Here is a 16,974-nt window from a genome sequence, read left to right as displayed (position 1 = left end):
TTTGTTGATAAATGGTGTAAAATAGAAAGGACTATTCCTGTGTGTGGATAATCATTTGGGTGGAGAACGGGATGGACCAGTTAATGGCGATACGGGCATTTGCCCGCGTAGTAGAAGCCGGCAATTTTACTCGCGCCGCAGATTCGCTCGACCTACCCAACGCGACGCTAAGTAAACTGGTGCAGGAGCTGGAAGCCCATCTCGGCATTCGCTTGCTACAACGCACCACGCGCCGTGTGACGGTGACGCCGGAAGGGCGCGACTATTACGAAAAAGCGCTGCGTATCGTGCGCGATTTGGAAGATATCGATCACTCGTTTAACGCGGAAAGCGCCCGGCCCAGTGGCTACCTGCGCATCGACATTGGCGGCTCAACCGCGCGTGACGTCTTTATTCCCGCGCTGCCTGATTTCATCGCGCGTTATCCGGAAATCCGCCTCGATCTGGGCGTTGCGGATCGCGCCGTGGATTTGATCAGTGGCAATGTCGATTGCGTGATTCGTGGTGGCCCACTGAGCGATTCCTCGCTGGTGGCGCGTCATTTAGGCGATGCCGAGATGATTACCTGCGCTGCACCAGGCTATCTCAAAACCTATGGCGTACCCGCTTATCCGCAGGAGCTAAAAAACGGGCATCGACTGGTGAGCTATTTGTCACCACAAAGCGGCAGGGCGTTTCCGTTTCGATTTGTGCAGAACGCAGAAAAGATCGAGATCAAAACCGAGCATCGCATCGGCGTCAATGAGAGTAACGCGCATCTGGCCACGGCGGTGGCGGGATTGGGGATTATTCAGACGTTCCGCTATGCGGCGGCAGCCGATCTGCAGGCGGGCAGATTGGTGGAAATTCTTGCTGCGTGGCGTCCGGCAAACTATCCGTTCCATGTGGTTTATCCGCAAAATCGCCATTTAACCCAGCGCCTTAAAGTGTTGATTGAGTGGCTTAAGGAAATCTTTCCCGCGCGTCTGAACGGATAAAAAAATCCCCGCCATTTGGCAGGGATTTCGCAAGCGCGCATTGCTGCGCACCGGGGGAAAAATCGATTACAGCGTACCGGTACCGCCGTCAGAACACCAAACCTGACCAGAGGTAAAGCTGTTATTCACCTGAGCAAAGGTGACGTACAACGGGGCAATCTCTGCCGGTTGACCCGGACGCTCTAGCGGAGCCGAGGCACCAAACTGTTCCACTTTCTCTTGCGGCTGTCCGCCACTGACCTGCAACGCCGTCCAGTAAGGGCCGGGCGCGACCGCATTCACGCGGATTTTATCTTTACCCAACTGTTTCGCCAGCGCTTTGGTGAACGCGACAATTGAGGCTTTAGTCTGGGCATAATCCAACAGGATGGCGCTAGGCTGATAAGCCTGAACCGACGAAGTATTGATGATTGAGGAGCCAGCGGGCAGGTACTCCAGCGCCGCTTTAGTGATCCAGAACATCGCATAAACGTTGGTTTTGAAGGTCGCATCGAAGTCTTCAGTAGAAAGCGTACGAATCGACTCGTTAAACTGCTGACGTCCGGCATTGTTCACCAGAATATCCAGCCCGCCGAGTTGTTCAGCCGCCTGATGTACCAGCTTATTACAAAACTCTTCAGAACGAATATCGCCTGGAATCGCCACCGCTTTACGGCCTTCTGCTTCAATCAGTTGCACCACTTCCGCCGCATCAGATTCCTCTTCCGGCAGATAGTTGATCGCTACATCAGCACCTTCACGTGCATAAGCAATGGCAACGGCGCGGCCAATACCTGAGTCGCCGCCGGTGATCAGCGCTTTGCGTCCGGTGAGTTTGCCGCTGCCACGATAGCTGGTTTCACCATGATCGGGACGGGGATCCATTTTACTCGCTAAACCTGGCATCGGTTGCGTCTGCTTTTTAAAAGGCGGAACCGGATACTCTTCAGTAATTAAGGTTTTATTGGTGGTTTGCGTCGTCATATATATCTCCTTGTCGCATGAAGTGAATAATTAAAGCCTGGCATAAATGTGATATTTGTCACGTCAGAAAGTGAGCAATCAGATTTATTAACCCTAAGTGGTCAATCGAAAAGCTAAAAATCAGCATCAGTTACGCAAGGTAATTAACAGTCATTTTTTCAGGGGGATAATGCGTGATGGGATATTTCTGAGGGCATCCATGCCCAGGCGGGCTTCCAGGGTGTTGCTTACTCTTTAACGCGGCGATACCTACTTCTTACCGCCTTTCTTGCCTGCTTCTGAAGCTTTCTCGGGGTTGTCTTTAAAACTACCGCCGCCTTTTTCTCCGCCTTTCTTACCGGCATCAGACGCTTTCTTTTTGTCGTCAGCGAAATTACCGGAACCGCCTCTATGCTCAGCCATAAAACATCCTCTCATGAGTTGTTGTTGCATGGCGGAAATAACCTCTTCGACGCCATGCCCGTGCTGCAAATTTAAGATTAGCGAGGTTCCGGTTAATCACAAGCGCAGCGCGAGCGATTATTTATCATCCGTGGCACTGATTAACGTAAAATAGGTACCGCTAAAGGGAATCGGTAAAAAATCGTGGAAAATCTGCTGCAGCGTCTGCTCAGGTTCCACGTCGGCAAACAGCTGGGGATAGAGCGTTTTCGCCATAAACTCTGTCGCGGCAATATGCCACGGGCTGAGATAAAAGTTCATCCAGATGACTGCCGAGTGACCATTGTGCACTGCGTTCAGTTCGCGCAAACCATTCTGCTGCGCGGTGAGCTGCCTGAAACTGCTGAGCACCGTTTCGGGCGCCACCTCAGGACCCAACTTGAGCAATCCCTGAGAAGCGTTATCGCCAAAGCCGGTCGCGATGTAGTAATCCGGTTGCGCGGCGATCACGCTCTCTTCGCTGAGACGACCAAACACGCCATGCTGCGTTTTATTGGCAATGTTGTCGCCGCCTGCTGCATTCAGTAATTCACCGAGGCTACCGTTAATCGCCGTCACGCAGCACTCATTTCGCCGGCCAAGATGCAGCTGCAGCAGCACCGAAGGTTTCGGGCCGTGATAGCGGTCGAGGCGTTCACGAATCACCTGCATATGCCGATCGTAAAAGCGATTAAATGCCTGAGCCCGCGCTTGCTGATTCAATACTTCACCTAAAATTTCCACGCTGCGGCGGGTGTTTTTCAGCAGATGTACGCGTAAATCGATCTTCACCACCGGGATATGCGCTGCTTTCAGCATGGTCACCAGCCGCAAGTCGGCATCATCGTAGCGCGCCAGGCTTGGTAAAATCACCACGTCCGGTTTCATGGCCAGAATTTGCTCGGGATTGATGGCGTTAGGTCCGCCGGAACCCAGCGAAGGGATTTTCAGCATCTGGGGGAACTGGCGCGCAAAGCTATTCCAGGTTTGGCTATCGTATTTTTTCAGGTCCTGCGGCCACGCCACAATGTGTTGAAACGGATCGCCCGGTTCGAGTAACGCCAGCGTATACAACATGCGGCTTTCACCCAGCACGATGCGCTGCGGATGGTCGGGGATCGCCACGTGGTTTCCATCGATATCGATGATAGTTTTCGCCCACGCCGCGCTGCTTAAGAGCAGCAGGAAACAGGCCAGCACCCGCAGCATCGGGCCGAGTAGGGAAGGCGCACGTCGTGCGCCTGGTGAAAAAATCGCATCAGAATTCAACGCTGGCCTCGAGCATCAGATTACGGGTTTCGCCTTCGCGTACGCGTAAATTGCCGCCGCTGGAGGTGTAATAGTGTTTGTTAAACAGGTTATTCAGATTCAGTTTGAGCTGCGTTTTCTCGCCAAACAGCTGATTGTTCCAGGCAATAAAGCTATCTGCCACCACGTAATCGGGCATGCTGAAACTGTTTTCCGGATCGCCGGCGCGCGTGCCGACATAGCGTGCGCCGCCGCCCACGCGGAAATCACCCGGAATGCCGGAGATTGCCAGATTATGGCTCAGATAGAGCGCACCGGAATGGCGGGGCGCGTTCTGCAGGCGATTGCCGTTATTGTCGGAGTTAACGCCATCATCGACAATCTCTGCCTTGTCATAGCTATAGTTAGCGCTGAGATCCCAGCCCGGCATCACTTCGCCATTTAACTCAAATTCTGCGCCGCTGGAGCGGGCTTTATTAATGGCGCGCGTGGTGCCGTTAATGCTGAGCGACATGTCACGCTCATTGATGCGATACAACGCTACGCTAGCAAACAGCTTGGGTGAAATCTGCCATTTGCTGCCTACTTCCCAGGTGGTGCCCTGTTCCGGTTTGCCGACGTTGCCATCGTCATCCACATCGGTGGAAGGGGTGAAGGATTTACTCACACTGGTGTAGAGCGAAACGTCAGGTGTGATTTTGTAGATTAAACCGGCCTGCGGCAGGAATTTATTGCCTTCGCTGTCCAGGGTTTGCACCACCGGATTGAAACCTTTCGAGGCACGTTGTTCATAATGCTGATAACGCCCACCGAGCACCGCAATCCAGTTTTCAGTCAGGCTAATGCTGTCTTTGGCATAGAGTGAACGGCTGTGGGTGCGGTTAAGGTTATTGGCGTTAGCGCTATTTTCCGTGCTGCTATTCGTCACTGGCGCGAGGATGTCATATTGCGGATCGTAGAAATTAAATCCGTTGTTGGCTTTGCCCTGGTACTGATGCGCGCGGTAGGTTTGGATCATTTCGTAATCGGTGCCTAGCACGATATCGTGCGTCATGCCGAACACTTGCTGTGAACCGATCACATCCCATGAAACGTACTTGGTTTTATGATTAAAGCCGCGATTGGCGTCGGCACGACGTGTCACTGCGCCCGTGGTGGGATTCACCGCGGTGACGCGCACTTCATTGTTGTCGTATTGGCGCTGGTTCCAGCCCAGCGTCACGCGGGTGCTCCACGCCTCGTTAAATTGCCAGTCGTAGTGCGCGTTGAGGGTTTTGTTGTGGCCCCACGCGTGGTTGGCTTTGTCATCCAGGCGATTTTTGTAGCCAATATCCAACGGCTTGCCGTTAATAAATGCGGTGCCGCGATCGTACGGAATATCGTACTGATAATCGGCATAGCTGATCAGGAAGCTGGCTTGCTCGCCAAACCACTGTAACGAAGGCGCGATCAGCTGGTGCTTTTCACTACCAAAATTGCGCCAGTAATCCTGGTTCTGTTTTTCGGCAATCAGTCGAAAGGCAAAGCCGTTGCCGAGCGGACCGGTGACATCCACGGTACCCGCGCCGCCGCCTTCACTTGAGGTTTTGCCGCTGACTTTGGTGTGCCACTCATACTGCGGCTTCTTGCTGATGACATTGATGACGCCGCCGGGATTCTGGATCCCGTACAGCAGTGATGCGGAGCCTTTCAACACTTCAACCCGCTCGGTGGTGGCATCAAAATTCAGTCCCTGGCTGCTGCGCACGCCGTCACGGTAGATCGAACCATCTGAATTGCTGCCAAAACCGCGCCGCACAAAGCCATCTTCGGTGCCAGCCAATGTGTTGCCTTCGCTGACGCCGCTGACAAAACGCATCGCTCCGGCAAGGTTTGATACCTGATAATCTTCCAGCTGCTGCTGGGTCACCACGCTGACGGATTGCGCCTCATTCAGACGCGGCGTGGGCGTTTTGCTGCCGACGGAGCTGCTGGTGGCGTTATAACCTTGCGCATTACTCTCCTGCGCCGATACGGTCAGAGTGTGAGTTTCTTCCGCCGCCATGCTATTTGCGGAAGTCCACATGCTTACGCCATAAATAGCCGCCAGAATGGCGGGATGACGCTGGGATTTAACAGCGAACGTCTTATTGTTATTCATTATTGGAACCTGGTGTGATGCAATTGAGAATCATTCAAACATGAAAAAATGTAGTAGTAAATGGAAATGATTGTGCAGATACTACAGCAGGATGGGGGCTGGTAATCGGGCTTATTTGATCAAGGTTATCTCGTATAATTTGTTTATTAACAAGTAATTAAATTTTCATTTCTCGCTATTTTCTATCCTGATGTAGCGGGCTGCTGATGCAGTGTAAAGGCCATTGGATCGACAATTTCACTACAAATCGATCGCAGGCCGATAGACAATTTTTCTTTTTATCGAGTGCAGTTAACAGATGAGTAGAAATAGGATTAAAAGCCGTGTGGATATATTGGGTGAACGTTATCGGCTACGCGCACCGACATTATCTACGCGTCTGCAAACAGTGGCGCGATATATCCACGATAATCGTGAGGCAATATTGGATGCCACCGCGATGGAAATAGCCGATGCAACTCATACCTCCGATGCCACAGTGGTGCGTGCGGTTCAGGCGCTAGGATTTGCCGGTTTGCGTGATTTAAAAACCACGCTTGCCGCCTGGTTTGGTCCGGCGATGAATTCGGAAGAGAAGATGAGCGCCACCGTGGAAGAACTCTCTTGCGATATCAATTCGGGCATCGATTTTGTATTAAGCGGCCATAAGCGCGCCTGCGATGCGTTAGCAGAACCGCACAATCGACAGGCCGTGGCGCAAGCGGTCACGCATCTGATTGATGCGCGTCAGGTTGCCCTGTTTGGCATCAACGCTTCTGGGATTCTGGCGGATTACAGCGCGCGACTGTTTACCCGTATTGGTATTCCCGCGGTGACGCTGAATCGCTCCGGTATTGCGCTGGCGGAACAGCTGATCACGCTACAACGCGGCGATGTGCTAATTATGATGGCGCAGAAATCGGCGCATCGTGAAGGCATCACGGCGCTAAAAGAGGCGAAACGGCTGGGCATGCCGGTGATTTTGCTGACGAACGCCATTGATTCGGCTTTCGCTCAGCAGGCGGATGTGATCATTAACGTGCCGCGCGGCGGCGAGAATGGACGTATGCCGCTGCACGGCACGGTGCTGGTGTGCCTGGAAATGCTGATTCTGTCGGTGGCTTCAGCGACCTCAACGCGCACGGTAAAAACCATGAAACGCATTCAGGATCTCAATCGATCGCTGAAGCCCGGCGGGAAAAAGTAAGCCTATTTATTCGCGCCGCTCTTTAGCGTGGCGCGCTTGCCCAATCCATTACTGGTCACCAGCCACACCGCACAAACAATCAGCAGCGAGCCGCCAATAAAGCCCTGATTTATCTGCTCACCCAATACTAACCAGCCCCACAAAATACCGAAGGGCGGGATCATAAAGGTGACGGTTAAGGTGCGTAGCGGACCAATATCGGCCAGTAGACGGAAGTAGAGAATGTAGGCGAGGGCGGTACAGATAAAACCAATCGCCAAAATGCAGGCCCATACTTGCGGGATTTGCCAGCTGGCGGCAGGCGTTTGCGGCGCGCTGAAGGCGAAGAACGGCAGTAAAAATAGCGATGCGCCGAGTTGGCTACCAAACGCTACCTTGGTGGCGTCTAATCCGCCACGCGCGCCGATCCAGCGTTTCGCCAGAAAACCCGCCACGCCGTAACAGGCGGTCGCCACTAAACAGGCCAAAATCCCGAAGATTAACGCACTGCTTAAGTGGGCTTCGCCGGTGGTGCTGATGACAATAATGCCGGCAAATCCAGCAATCATGCTCAGCACTTTATTGAGCGTCAGCTTATCGTCGAAGAATGCAGCACCGATAAGCACGCCCATGAGCGGCGTGGTGGCATTGAGAATCGCGGAGTAGCCGGCAGGCAGCACGCGCGCCGCCAGACAATACATCAGGAACGGAATGGCGGAGTTGATCACGCCCAACAGCATCGCCCAGCCCAGTTTGCCGTCAAAGCGACGCGGAATACGCATCACCGCCATGATAATCAACAAACCCAACATGCCGCATAACACACGTAAAAATGCGGTGTTTACCGCGCCCAAGGCCGGCACGGCAATGCGCATAAACAAAAAACTGGCACCCCAAATCGCTGCCAGCAGCAGCAGTCGCAACAAATCCGATGTTCGCATAAGTTTCACAATTGTTAAGAAAGATTCGCGCACAGAATAGCAAACAACCCACTGCGTAGGGTCATCATTCCTGGCGACCGCCTCCCGCTTTGAAGAAAGATTCCCTGGCGGCGCAATCATCATGTACTATTTAGGAATTGATCATTTCCTAAATATGCGGAGAGTCACTATGTCAGCTTCAGTATTAAAAGACGCCCCCGGTTGGACGCAGCCCTTTGCGCCACTCAACGGTTTTTCTCAACATTACGCCACCGTTGATGGCGTGCGCTTGCACTATGTCAGCGGCGGTAACGTAAACGGTGAAACCCTGCTACTGCTGGCCGGTTTTCCGCAAAGCTGGTTTGCCTGGCGTCAGGTGATGGCGCTGTTGGGCGATCGTTACTTTATTGTCGCGCCGGATCTGCCCGGGCAGGGCGATTCCGACAAACCGCTCAGCGGCTACGACACTACCTCGCTGGCGCAGAAAGTGCAGGGCTTGATGCAGCAGCTGAACCACTCGCGCTACTACCTTGCCGCGCATGATGTGGGCGCCTGGGTTGCCTGGCCGTATGCTACGCTGTATGGCGATCAAGTGAAAAAGCTGGCGCTGCTCGATGCCGGTATTCCTGGCGTCACCTTACCGGAAGCATTGCCCGCTACGCCGGATAAAGCCTGGAAAACCTGGCACTTTGCCTTCCACCTGTTGCCGGATCTACCGGAAGTCTTAATTGAGGGTCGCGAAACGGTTTATCTCGAATGGTTCCTGAAACGCAAAGCGGCTAGCCCGATGGTATTCACCGATGAGGATATGGCGGAATACACCCGTTTATTACAGCAGAAGGGCGCCGTGCGTGCGGGGATGGCGGCTTACCGCGAAGTGACGGTGTCGGCAGCACAAAATCGGGATTTGCTGCATGAACGGGGCAAATTAACGCTGCCGCTGCTGGCTATCAGCGCCGATCAGGGTTCGATTGCCGATATGGCGTTGCCGCTTGGAGAGTTTGCGGCAAATGTCACAGGAATTAAGATCGCGCACTGCGGTCACTTCATCCCAGATGAGCAACCGCAGGCGCTAGCCGAAGCGTTAAGCGAGTTCTTTATTTAGGTGACGCTGTCACTTAATCAGAACGACATTGTTACTCCGGCATAATAAGCGCGGCCCGGTTCATTGTAGGTTGAAGCACCCGAATTCTCGCGGTAAATGCGTTTATCAAAGAGGTTGTTGATACCTGCATTGGCGCGCAGATTTTTGGTGATGTCGTAATTGACGTTCAGACCAAACACCGAATACGGGCTGATCTCTCTCGAGGTCATGTTGCTGGCATCGATAACGGTCTCAACATTCTGACGCGGTTTCTGGCGGCCATACTGCGTCCAGTTGATATTGGCGCTGAGGTCCTGTGTCGCCTGCCACTCCAGCTGGGAGTTTATGGTAAATTCCGGGATCACTGACAGCGGATTGCCGGTTTTCTTGCTCTCAGAGCGGAACATGTAGGTGGCGTTGGTGCGCCATTCCAGCGTATCGGCAATCAAAGGGATGGTTAGGTTACCTTCCAGCCCTTCAACAATCGCCTTTCCGCCGTTTTCCCAGCGCAGCACGTTGTAAGTTGGATTAGTGCTGGAATAGACCGGTTCGGTACCAGAAACGATCTTGTTCTTATAATCGTTGCGGAACCAGGTGATGCCCGCCACATAACCCTCATTACTGAACTCCAGCCCAATCTCTTTATTGACGCTGGTTTCCGCATCAAGGTCTTTATTGCCTAATAAATAGCATTGGCTAAGGCCAATTGGGCAACCGTTGCCGCGCGTCGAAAGCAAATAACCCGGCGTGGACTGATACAGATTGGGTGCTTTAAACACCCGTGCAATACCGGCTTTTAAGGTGAAATAATCCCCCAGGCCTTGCGAGACGTTGAGGCTCGGGCTCCAGTTCGCGCCAAATTGATCGTGATAATCAAATCGCAGGCCGGGAATCACTTCGGTGCTATCGGTCGCGGCGATGTTGTCTTCAAAAAAGAGTGAACTGAGGGTGGCGCTATTTTTACTGCTGCGCTGCGACGGATCGCCAGAGCTGTCGGGCAGATTCACACCGGGCGCGCTGGCCGCCAGCATTGAAGCCGGATCGTTCAACTCATCGCGGTTCCACTCGGCACCGAGAGTAACGGTTTGATCAACCAGCAGCTGCAGCGGGAAGTTGATTTCACCGCCTGCACGATAGCTTTCTAATCGGCTGGTGGCATAGGTGTCGCTGTTGATCATCCCTTCGGTACGGCCTGCGGTACCTTCCTGCAAGCGGGTGTTATTGGTTTTCTCGTAGTTGAAGTTGAGCTTCGAGGTGCCCCAATCCCAAATCCCGTTATGCGCAATACCATAGCTCTGGCGATACATGCGGTTGGTCTCATCGCCATACAGCGATTCCACTAAGCCGCCGGTGCTGGCGTTGCTATTACTGTTTTGCGTATCACCGGCGTAGATATTGCCCTGACGGCTGTAGCCGTAGGAGAAGTCAACGATTTGCAGCGGGGTGATTTTCCACGACAGCACCGTGTTGATGTCTTTGTTACGCACGCCCTCGCGACCTGCCGCGTAGGAGCCATTTTCAGCGGTGTTGATATCGAACGCATCGGCATCGGTACGGTTGATGTTGCCGTACAGCCTCATGGTTAGCGCATCACCGGCCAGTGGACCGCTGAGGTTGAAGTTGGCGCGGCGCGTATCACCCTCTTTGTCATTTTCTGGCTGGCTGGTATAGAGCGACAGCGAACCGTGCCAGTCGTTGGTAGGGCGCTTAGTGATGATATTCACCACGCCACCTGCCGCCCCGGAACCGTAGCGCGCAGCGGCTGGACCACGAATCACTTCAATGCGCTCGACCATCTCTGCGGGCACCCAGTTGGTGTCGCCACGAGAATCGCGTTCGCCGCGCCAGCTATAGCGCACCGAGTTACGAGAGGAGACAGGCACGCCGTCAATCATCACCAAGGTGTTCTCCGGGCCCATGCCACGGATATCAATTTGTCGGTTGTTGCCGCGGCTGCCGCTGGCACCGTTTCCGGTCAGGTTGACGCCCGGCATTTTGCGGATGATGTCTGAGAGATCGTTAACAGGGGGATTTTTCTTGATGTCTTCAGCGGTGATGGTGGACACACCCGGTTGCTGTTTGAGCTCCTGCTCGGCGGTGACAATCATTGATTCATCGTCAGCCAGCTTTTCTACGGTTTCAGCTGCAAAAGCCGGCGAGGTTAGCAATCCCGCTAAAAAAAGCGCAATCGGACGCTTTTTGCCACGCATAGTTACATTCACTTAAGTTTTCTCCCTGTTAGGTTAACAATTGTAAGTAAATGCGCATGATAATGATAATGCTTCTCATTGTATATCTAGCGCGGTAGCGCCTCCTTTATTTCTCCATGATTGCGCTGTTTTAGGCAGCAAAGGTGAAGAAACGTAAAGTGAGCGTAAGTCAGGCGGCAAGAGGGCAGGAGAACGGGGCACGACACGATTTTATTAGTAAAAGCCAATCAAAATCATCATGATGAGAAATATAAGTCACTCGCAGTAATTATCAGGTTGATAAAGTACCCTGCGAAACCTCACTGGAAACGTTGAAAAATGTGTCGTTCGTTAAGGAGAAATTGTGCGCCATTTCATACAAAGCTTTACATTCTTGCTGAGTGTTTTACTCAGCTTTAGCTCAGCTAAGGCTGGCGAAAATATGGATTTATGGCAGTAGGCCAATTGTTACAGGCAGGCCGCTGAGCAGAATCTTCCGGGTAACTTACCGCGTTTTGCCACTAAAGAGTTCGAGCCTATCCGCAAACGCTTAGATCGATAGGTTATGTTTTAGACCAAAATGGATATTCGCGGCTGAATAAGCAGGCCGTTGATTATGTGCCAAATTCTGAATTCCGCTGTCTGTTCCGCGCCTCAACTGGCGCGGAAATCCCCTGTTGAAAAGCTGCAGCCGTCTATTCCCGTTTTTCGGCAATAGATATGTATTTTTTGCATTTGTGATTGTTATCTAAGTTCCAGAGAATGCTAATCGGGACGTAATGAGGATGACAATTCCTTCCACCACGCGCCTTCGCGCGGGTGAGTCTGGAGAAAAAACCATCGCTACCTCAACGCCTTTTCCCTGTGGGGAAACATTTTATAAATCAGGAGAAAGGTTCCAGTGAAATTCGCAAAAGGTTTAACTCTTTTTGCGCTCGCTCTGAGTGCACACACCGCGTTCGCCGCCGATGAAAATGTCCCAACTGACAGCTCAATCCATGTGCAGGCCGATCCTGCATTGAAAAGCCTGCTGCCTGCAGATGTGGTTAAACGTGGCTACATTGTGGCCGGAACCAACCCCAACACGCCGCCAACTACCTTCTATAAAGAAGACAACAAAACCCTGGCCGGTCGTGAAATCGATATCATGAATGCCGTGGGTGAGCGCCTGGGAATCCAGGTTCAGTGGCGCGATACCGGCGGTTTCGACAACATTATTCCGGGCCTGAAAACCGGTCGTTACGATGTGGCGCTCTCAAACATCAACGCCACCCCGGCGCGCGCCAAAATCATCGACTTTGTCGGTTATTACGATGCTAGCCGCCTGGGCATTATCTCGCGTAAAGATGCCAATATTGCCCCGTTCAAAAACCTGTCAGATGTCTGCGGTAAAGAAGTCGGTGCCGGTTCCGGTACCACGCAGGTAACGCGTCTCGAAGAGGCCAGCAAAGCCTGTGAAGCCGCCGGTAACAAACCTATCAAGGTGTCGGTATTCCCGGATCGTCCAGCGGGCGTGCAGGCAGTGGTAAGTGGTCGCGTGCCGATGTTCCTCGGCCCGTACGAAGGTTTGCTGTGGCAGGTGAAAGTGATCAAACCGTTGACCATGAGCGGCGAAATCACCGTGCACGATGCGCCAGTTTCTGTCGCCTTCCCGAAAGATTCAGCGCTGGAGCCAGCGGTACAGGCGGCACTAAACTCGCTGATCAAAGATGGCAGCTATAACAAGATCCTCGACAACTGGGGCATCGGTTTTGGTGCTGTTAAACAAGCCAAACGCAATCAGGAAATCTTTCAATGAGTGACATTCACCACCATACCGACGACCTGAAAATCGTCGGCAAACGTTACTACGGACGCTGGCTGAGTGCGCTGGTGGTGCTGTTGTGCGTGGTGGCGATGGCGCACTCGATGATTAACAATCCCCGCTTCGAATGGAGCGTTATTGCGGAGAACTTCACCGGCGAGTCGATCCTGCAAGGCGTGTTGATGACGCTGCAGCTCACCGCCATCTCTGTGGTACTGGGGTTTGCTTTTGGTACGGTGTTGGCGCTGATGCGCCTCTCCTCCAATCCGGTGCTGGTGGGCGTGAGCTGGTTTTATACCTGGTTCTTCCGCGGTGTGCCGATGCTGGTGCAGCTGTTCCTGTGGTACAACATTGCGGCGCTTTATCCGACTATCGCACTCTCGATTCCCGGCCTTGGTGAAATCTGGAGCACTCAATCGAACGCGCTGGTGAGCCCCTTCAGTGCTGCGGTGATCGCGCTGGTGATGCACCAATCCGCGTACGCCGCTGAGATTGTGCGTGCCGGTATCCAGAGTGTCGGCAACGGCCAGCTGGAAGCGGCGCGTGCGCTGGGCTATCGCCCGTCACAGATTTTCCGCCATACCGTATTACCGCAGGCGATGCGCGCCATCATGCCGCCGGCCGGTAACGAAATTATTGGTCAGCTGAAAACCACTGCGGTGGTCTCGGTGATCTCACTGCAGGACGTGCTGTTTTCGGCGCAGATCATCTATCAGCGTACCTATGAAGTGATTCCGCTGCTGCTGGTTGCCACGCTGTGGTATCTGCTGATGACCTCGGTGTTGTCGGTGGGACAGTTCTATGTGGAGCGCTATTTTGGACGTGGTGTGACGCGCCGGGAAAAACGCAGCCTGTTGAAATCGCTGCCGGGCTTCTCAGCGGCCAAAGCAGAAAGGAGCGTCAGCAATGGGTGAAGCCATCGCCTTACGTAAAGTCACCAAGCGCTTCTCAGGCGTCACCATTCTTGATGAAGTGAATCTGGATATTCCGGCCGGTTCGGTGACGGTGATCCTCGGACCATCGGGCTCAGGAAAATCAACGCTGCTGCGCTGCATCAACCATCTGGAAAAACTCGATGGTGGCACCATTCGCATCGGCGGCGAAATCATTGGCTATAAGCAGAAAGGCCAGGCACTGCACGAGTTGAGCAGCAGCGAAGTGGCGCGCCAGCGTGCCGAAATCGGCATGGTGTTCCAGCAGTTCAACCTGTTCCCGCATCGTACCGTGTTGCAAAACATCGTTGATGCGCCGATGCGGGTGAAGAAGCAGAGCCGCCAGCAGGCAACCAGCAAAGCGTTGTCGCTGCTAAAGCAGGTGGGTTTATCCGGTCGTGAAGATGAGTGGCCGCAGAATCTTTCCGGTGGACAACAGCAGCGCGTGGCGATTGCCCGTGCGCTGGCCATGGATCCTGGCGTGATGCTGTTTGATGAACCTACCTCAGCGCTCGATCCAGAACTGGTCGGCGAAGTATTACAGGTGATTCAACAGCTGGCGCACTCCGGCATCACCATGGTGGTGGTGACGCATGAGATTGGTTTTGCGCGCGAGGTTGCCGACAACATTGTCTTTATGGAGAGCGGCAAAATCGTGGCGGCAGGGCCAACCCAGCAGGTCCTCGACGACCCGGAAAACGGGCGCGTAAGAAACTTTATTGCCACAGTCCTCTAGGATTGCAACGGTGCCTCAGGCACCGTTTTTCATTTTTAATGCCAGGAAAAGTGATGACGCAAAAATCGGTAATGCACAGCGCCCACTGGGGCGCTTTTCATGCCCAGCAACAGGGCGATCGGCTCAGCATCGAACCGTTTAAGGGCGATCCCGATCCCAGTCCGCTGCTACAAAATTTCCGTACCGCCTTAAACCATCCGGCGCGCGTCTCCCGCCCGATGGTGCGTCGTGGCTGGCTGGAGAGTGGCCCGGGCCCGGACGATCGGCGCGGTAACGACGAATATGTGGCGGTGAGCTGGGACGAGGCTTACGCATTAGTGGCGCGTGAACTGCAGCGCGTCGGCGACAGTTACGGTCCGGAAGGCATATTCGGCGGCTCTTACGGCTGGTCGAGCGCGGGACGCTTCCACCATGCACAGAGCCAGGTGCATCGCTTCCTCAATACCACGCTCGGCGGCTATGTGCGCTCGGTCAACAGCTACAGCTCGGGTTCCGCTTCGGTGTTGCTGCCGCATATCGTCGGCGACATGAATGAGATTGCGCGGCGCGGCGTGAGCTGGGAGGAGATCGCCCAGCACAGCGAAATCGTGCTGGCGTTTGGTGGTCTGGCGCTGAAAAACTCGCAGGTTGCCAGCGGTGGTTTAAGTGAACACACCGAGCGCGGTTTTATGCAGCAGGCGGCGGAGCGTGGCACGCGCTTTATCTCGGTCAGCCCGCTGCAAAGCGATCTACCCGCTGAAGCGCAGGGCGAATGGTTGGCGCTGCGCCCAGGCACCGACGCGGCCTTTATGCTTGGCGTGTTATCGGTATTGATTGCCGAACAGCTAACCGATGAAGCCTTCCTCGCCCGCTACACCGTGGGCTGGCCAGCAATGGCGGCTTATATTCGCGGGGAAGAGGATGGCACCCCGCGCGATGCGGCGTGGGCAGCAGAGATTTGTGGCGTAAGCGCTGAATTTATCCGCGATTTTGCGCGCCAGCTGCACGGCAAGCGCGTGCTGGTGACGGTGGCGCATGCCTTACAGCGCGCGGAAAACGGCGAGCAGCCAGTGTGGCTGGGACTGGTGCTGGCGGCAGCGCTCGGTCAGCCGGGTTTACCGGGCGGCGGCTACACGTATGCGCTTGGCGCGCTCGGCCATTACGGCAAACATCACAATCTGGTCAGTTTCCCGGCGCTGCCGCAGGGCAAAAACGGCATCGATCGCCTGATTCCGGTGGCGCGCATCGCCGATATGCTGCTCAATCCCGGCAAGCCGTTTGACTACAACGGGCGGCGCTTAACCTATCCGCATATTCGTCTGGCGTATTGGGCCGGCGGTAATCCGTTCCATCATCATCAGGATCTGGCGCGCTTGCGCCAGGCATTCTGTCAGCTGGATACGCTGATCGTGCATGAAATTGCGTGGACCGCCAGCGCGCGCCATGCCGATATCGTCCTGCCCGCTACCATGACGCTGGAGCGTGAAGACATTGGCGGCGCCCCGACCGATCGCCATCTGTTCGCGATGCAGCCGGTGGCAGAACCGTTCGGCGAAGCGAAAGACGATTACGCGATTTTCACCGAGCTGGCGCGCCGTTTAGGCCGGGAAGAAGCCTTCACCGAAGGGCGCGATACGCGTGGCTGGTTGCAGCACCACTACGCGCAGCTACAGCAGAAGCTGGCGGCGCATCAGGTGGAGATCCCTACGTTTGACCAGTTCTGGCAGCAAGGCGTGCTGGAGTTACCGCAGCTGAAAGATGGCGGCCGTATGATTAACGCGTTCCGCGCCGACCCCGCAGTCGCGCCGTTGCCAACGCCGAGCGGTAAAATTGAGATCTTCTCAGCCACCATCGCCAGCTTCAATTATGAAAACTGCCCGGGTCATCCGGTGTGGCGCGAACCGCAGCAAAAACCGAATCCCGATCATCCATTCTGGCTGATAGCCAATCAGCCGGCGACGCGTTTGCATAGCCAGCTGGATTTTGGTGATTACAGTCAGAGTGGTAAACGCGATGGTCGCGAGGTGTGCAGTTTGCATCCGGCGGATGCGGCGTCCTTAGGGATTCGCGATGGCGAGATTATCGAGCTCTACAACGAGCGAGGCCACGTGCTGGCCAGCGCGCGTCTGACCGAAACCATCATGCGCGGCGTGGTGCAATTGCCCACCGGTGCCTGGTACGATCCGGTCGATCCTACGGCATTGCGTCCGCTGTGCCGCCACGGCAATCCCAATGTGCTCACGCTGGATATCGGCACTTCGTCACTGGCGCAAGGCTGCAGCGGACAAATCACCGTGGTGCAGGTTCGCAAATACCGCGGCGAATTGACGCCGGTGCAGGCGTTTATTCCGCCAGGTTCTTCATGATTCTCGGCGGGTAAAGGTAAATCGGTCGCCATAAATGGCGACCCTACGTTA

The 16,974-nt window shown here is 54.5% G+C and carries 13 protein-coding genes; 7 read left to right on the top strand and 6 right to left on the bottom strand.

Going from position 1 to position 16,974, the window contains the following annotated elements; translation table 11 throughout:
* Positions 1 to 71: 71 nt before the first annotated feature.
* The gene (locus WFL93_RS06815; RefSeq protein ID WP_336777620.1) at positions 72 to 977 is read left to right on the top strand and encodes a LysR family transcriptional regulator; all 906 of its coding nucleotides are present in this window, start codon (positions 72 to 74) and stop codon (positions 975 to 977) included.
* Positions 978 to 1,043: 66 nt separating this feature from the next.
* Here the strand turns inward: WFL93_RS06815 and WFL93_RS06810 are convergent, their stop codons facing one another.
* From WFL93_RS06810 to WFL93_RS06795, 4 genes are all read right to left on the bottom strand, one after another.
* Positions 1,044 to 1,940 (bottom strand): SDR family oxidoreductase, encoded by an 897-nt coding sequence (locus WFL93_RS06810; protein ID WP_007891876.1) that lies wholly within the window; start codon positions 1,938 to 1,940, stop codon positions 1,044 to 1,046.
* Between the two features lie 249 nt (positions 1,941 to 2,189).
* Complete coding sequence (locus WFL93_RS06805) at positions 2,190 to 2,342, bottom strand: general stress protein (RefSeq protein WP_007891871.1); 153 nt, start codon at positions 2,340 to 2,342, stop codon at positions 2,190 to 2,192.
* A 117-nt stretch (positions 2,343 to 2,459) separates the two neighbouring features.
* Positions 2,460 to 3,569 carry an ABC transporter substrate-binding protein gene (locus tag WFL93_RS06800; RefSeq protein WP_336777963.1) on the bottom strand — a complete coding sequence of 370 codons (1,110 nt, stop codon included), beginning with the start codon at positions 3,567 to 3,569 and terminating at the stop codon, positions 2,460 to 2,462.
* 49 nt (positions 3,570 to 3,618) lie between these two features.
* Positions 3,619 to 5,748, bottom strand: a complete 2,130-nt coding sequence (locus WFL93_RS06795) for a TonB-dependent siderophore receptor (protein WP_336777619.1) — start codon at positions 5,746 to 5,748, stop codon at positions 3,619 to 3,621.
* A gap of 298 nt (positions 5,749 to 6,046) precedes the next feature.
* Here WFL93_RS06795 and WFL93_RS06790 point away from each other — a divergent pair, with 298 nt between their 5' ends.
* Positions 6,047 to 6,934 (top strand): MurR/RpiR family transcriptional regulator, encoded by an 888-nt coding sequence (locus WFL93_RS06790; RefSeq protein WP_336777618.1) that lies wholly within the window; start codon positions 6,047 to 6,049, stop codon positions 6,932 to 6,934.
* A 2-nt stretch (positions 6,935 to 6,936) separates the two neighbouring features.
* On the opposite strand, the gene WFL93_RS06785 is transcribed toward WFL93_RS06790, so the two are convergent.
* Positions 6,937 to 7,854 (bottom strand): DMT family transporter, encoded by a 918-nt coding sequence (locus tag WFL93_RS06785; RefSeq protein ID WP_336777617.1) that lies wholly within the window; start codon positions 7,852 to 7,854, stop codon positions 6,937 to 6,939.
* Positions 7,855 to 8,023: 169 nt separating this feature from the next.
* On the opposite strand from WFL93_RS06785, the gene WFL93_RS06780 reads away from it, so the two are divergent.
* Positions 8,024 to 8,938: an alpha/beta fold hydrolase gene (locus tag WFL93_RS06780; protein ID WP_336777616.1), complete on the top strand. Its 915-nt coding sequence runs from the start codon at positions 8,024 to 8,026 to the stop codon at positions 8,936 to 8,938.
* Between the two features lie 17 nt (positions 8,939 to 8,955).
* Here the strand turns inward: WFL93_RS06780 and WFL93_RS06775 are convergent, their stop codons facing one another.
* A complete protein-coding gene (locus WFL93_RS06775) occupies positions 8,956 to 11,127 on the bottom strand; it encodes a TonB-dependent siderophore receptor (protein ID WP_336777962.1) in 2,172 nt (723 codons plus the stop codon).
* A gap of 880 nt (positions 11,128 to 12,007) precedes the next feature.
* Here WFL93_RS06775 and WFL93_RS06770 point away from each other — a divergent pair.
* From WFL93_RS06770 to WFL93_RS06755, 4 genes are read left to right on the top strand one after another with little or no spacing between them, the layout of a single operon-like run.
* Entirely contained in the window at positions 12,008 to 12,904 is an 897-nt protein-coding gene (locus WFL93_RS06770; RefSeq protein ID WP_007894078.1) for an ABC transporter substrate-binding protein, read from the top strand.
* On the top strand, positions 12,901 to 13,824 hold the full coding sequence (locus WFL93_RS06765) for an amino acid ABC transporter permease (RefSeq protein WP_180823948.1): 924 nt from the start codon (positions 12,901 to 12,903) through the stop codon (positions 13,822 to 13,824). Before WFL93_RS06770 ends, WFL93_RS06765 begins: the two co-directional genes overlap by 4 nt.
* Entirely contained in the window at positions 13,817 to 14,578 is a 762-nt protein-coding gene (locus tag WFL93_RS06760; RefSeq protein ID WP_007894075.1) for an amino acid ABC transporter ATP-binding protein, read from the top strand. The genes WFL93_RS06765 and WFL93_RS06760 overlap by 8 nt, the downstream gene beginning before the upstream one ends.
* A 53-nt stretch (positions 14,579 to 14,631) precedes the next feature.
* The gene (locus WFL93_RS06755; RefSeq protein ID WP_336777615.1) at positions 14,632 to 16,923 is read left to right on the top strand and encodes a molybdopterin-dependent oxidoreductase; all 2,292 of its coding nucleotides are present in this window, start codon (positions 14,632 to 14,634) and stop codon (positions 16,921 to 16,923) included.
* The last annotated feature ends 51 nt before the right edge of the window (positions 16,924 to 16,974 follow it).

The sequence above is a fragment of the Pantoea sp. USHLN256 genome, from assembly GCF_037149875.1.
In the GTDB taxonomy this organism is placed as follows: domain Bacteria; phylum Pseudomonadota; class Gammaproteobacteria; order Enterobacterales; family Enterobacteriaceae; genus Pantoea; species Pantoea nemavictus.
This window is presented reverse-complemented; position numbering and strand designations above follow the sequence as displayed.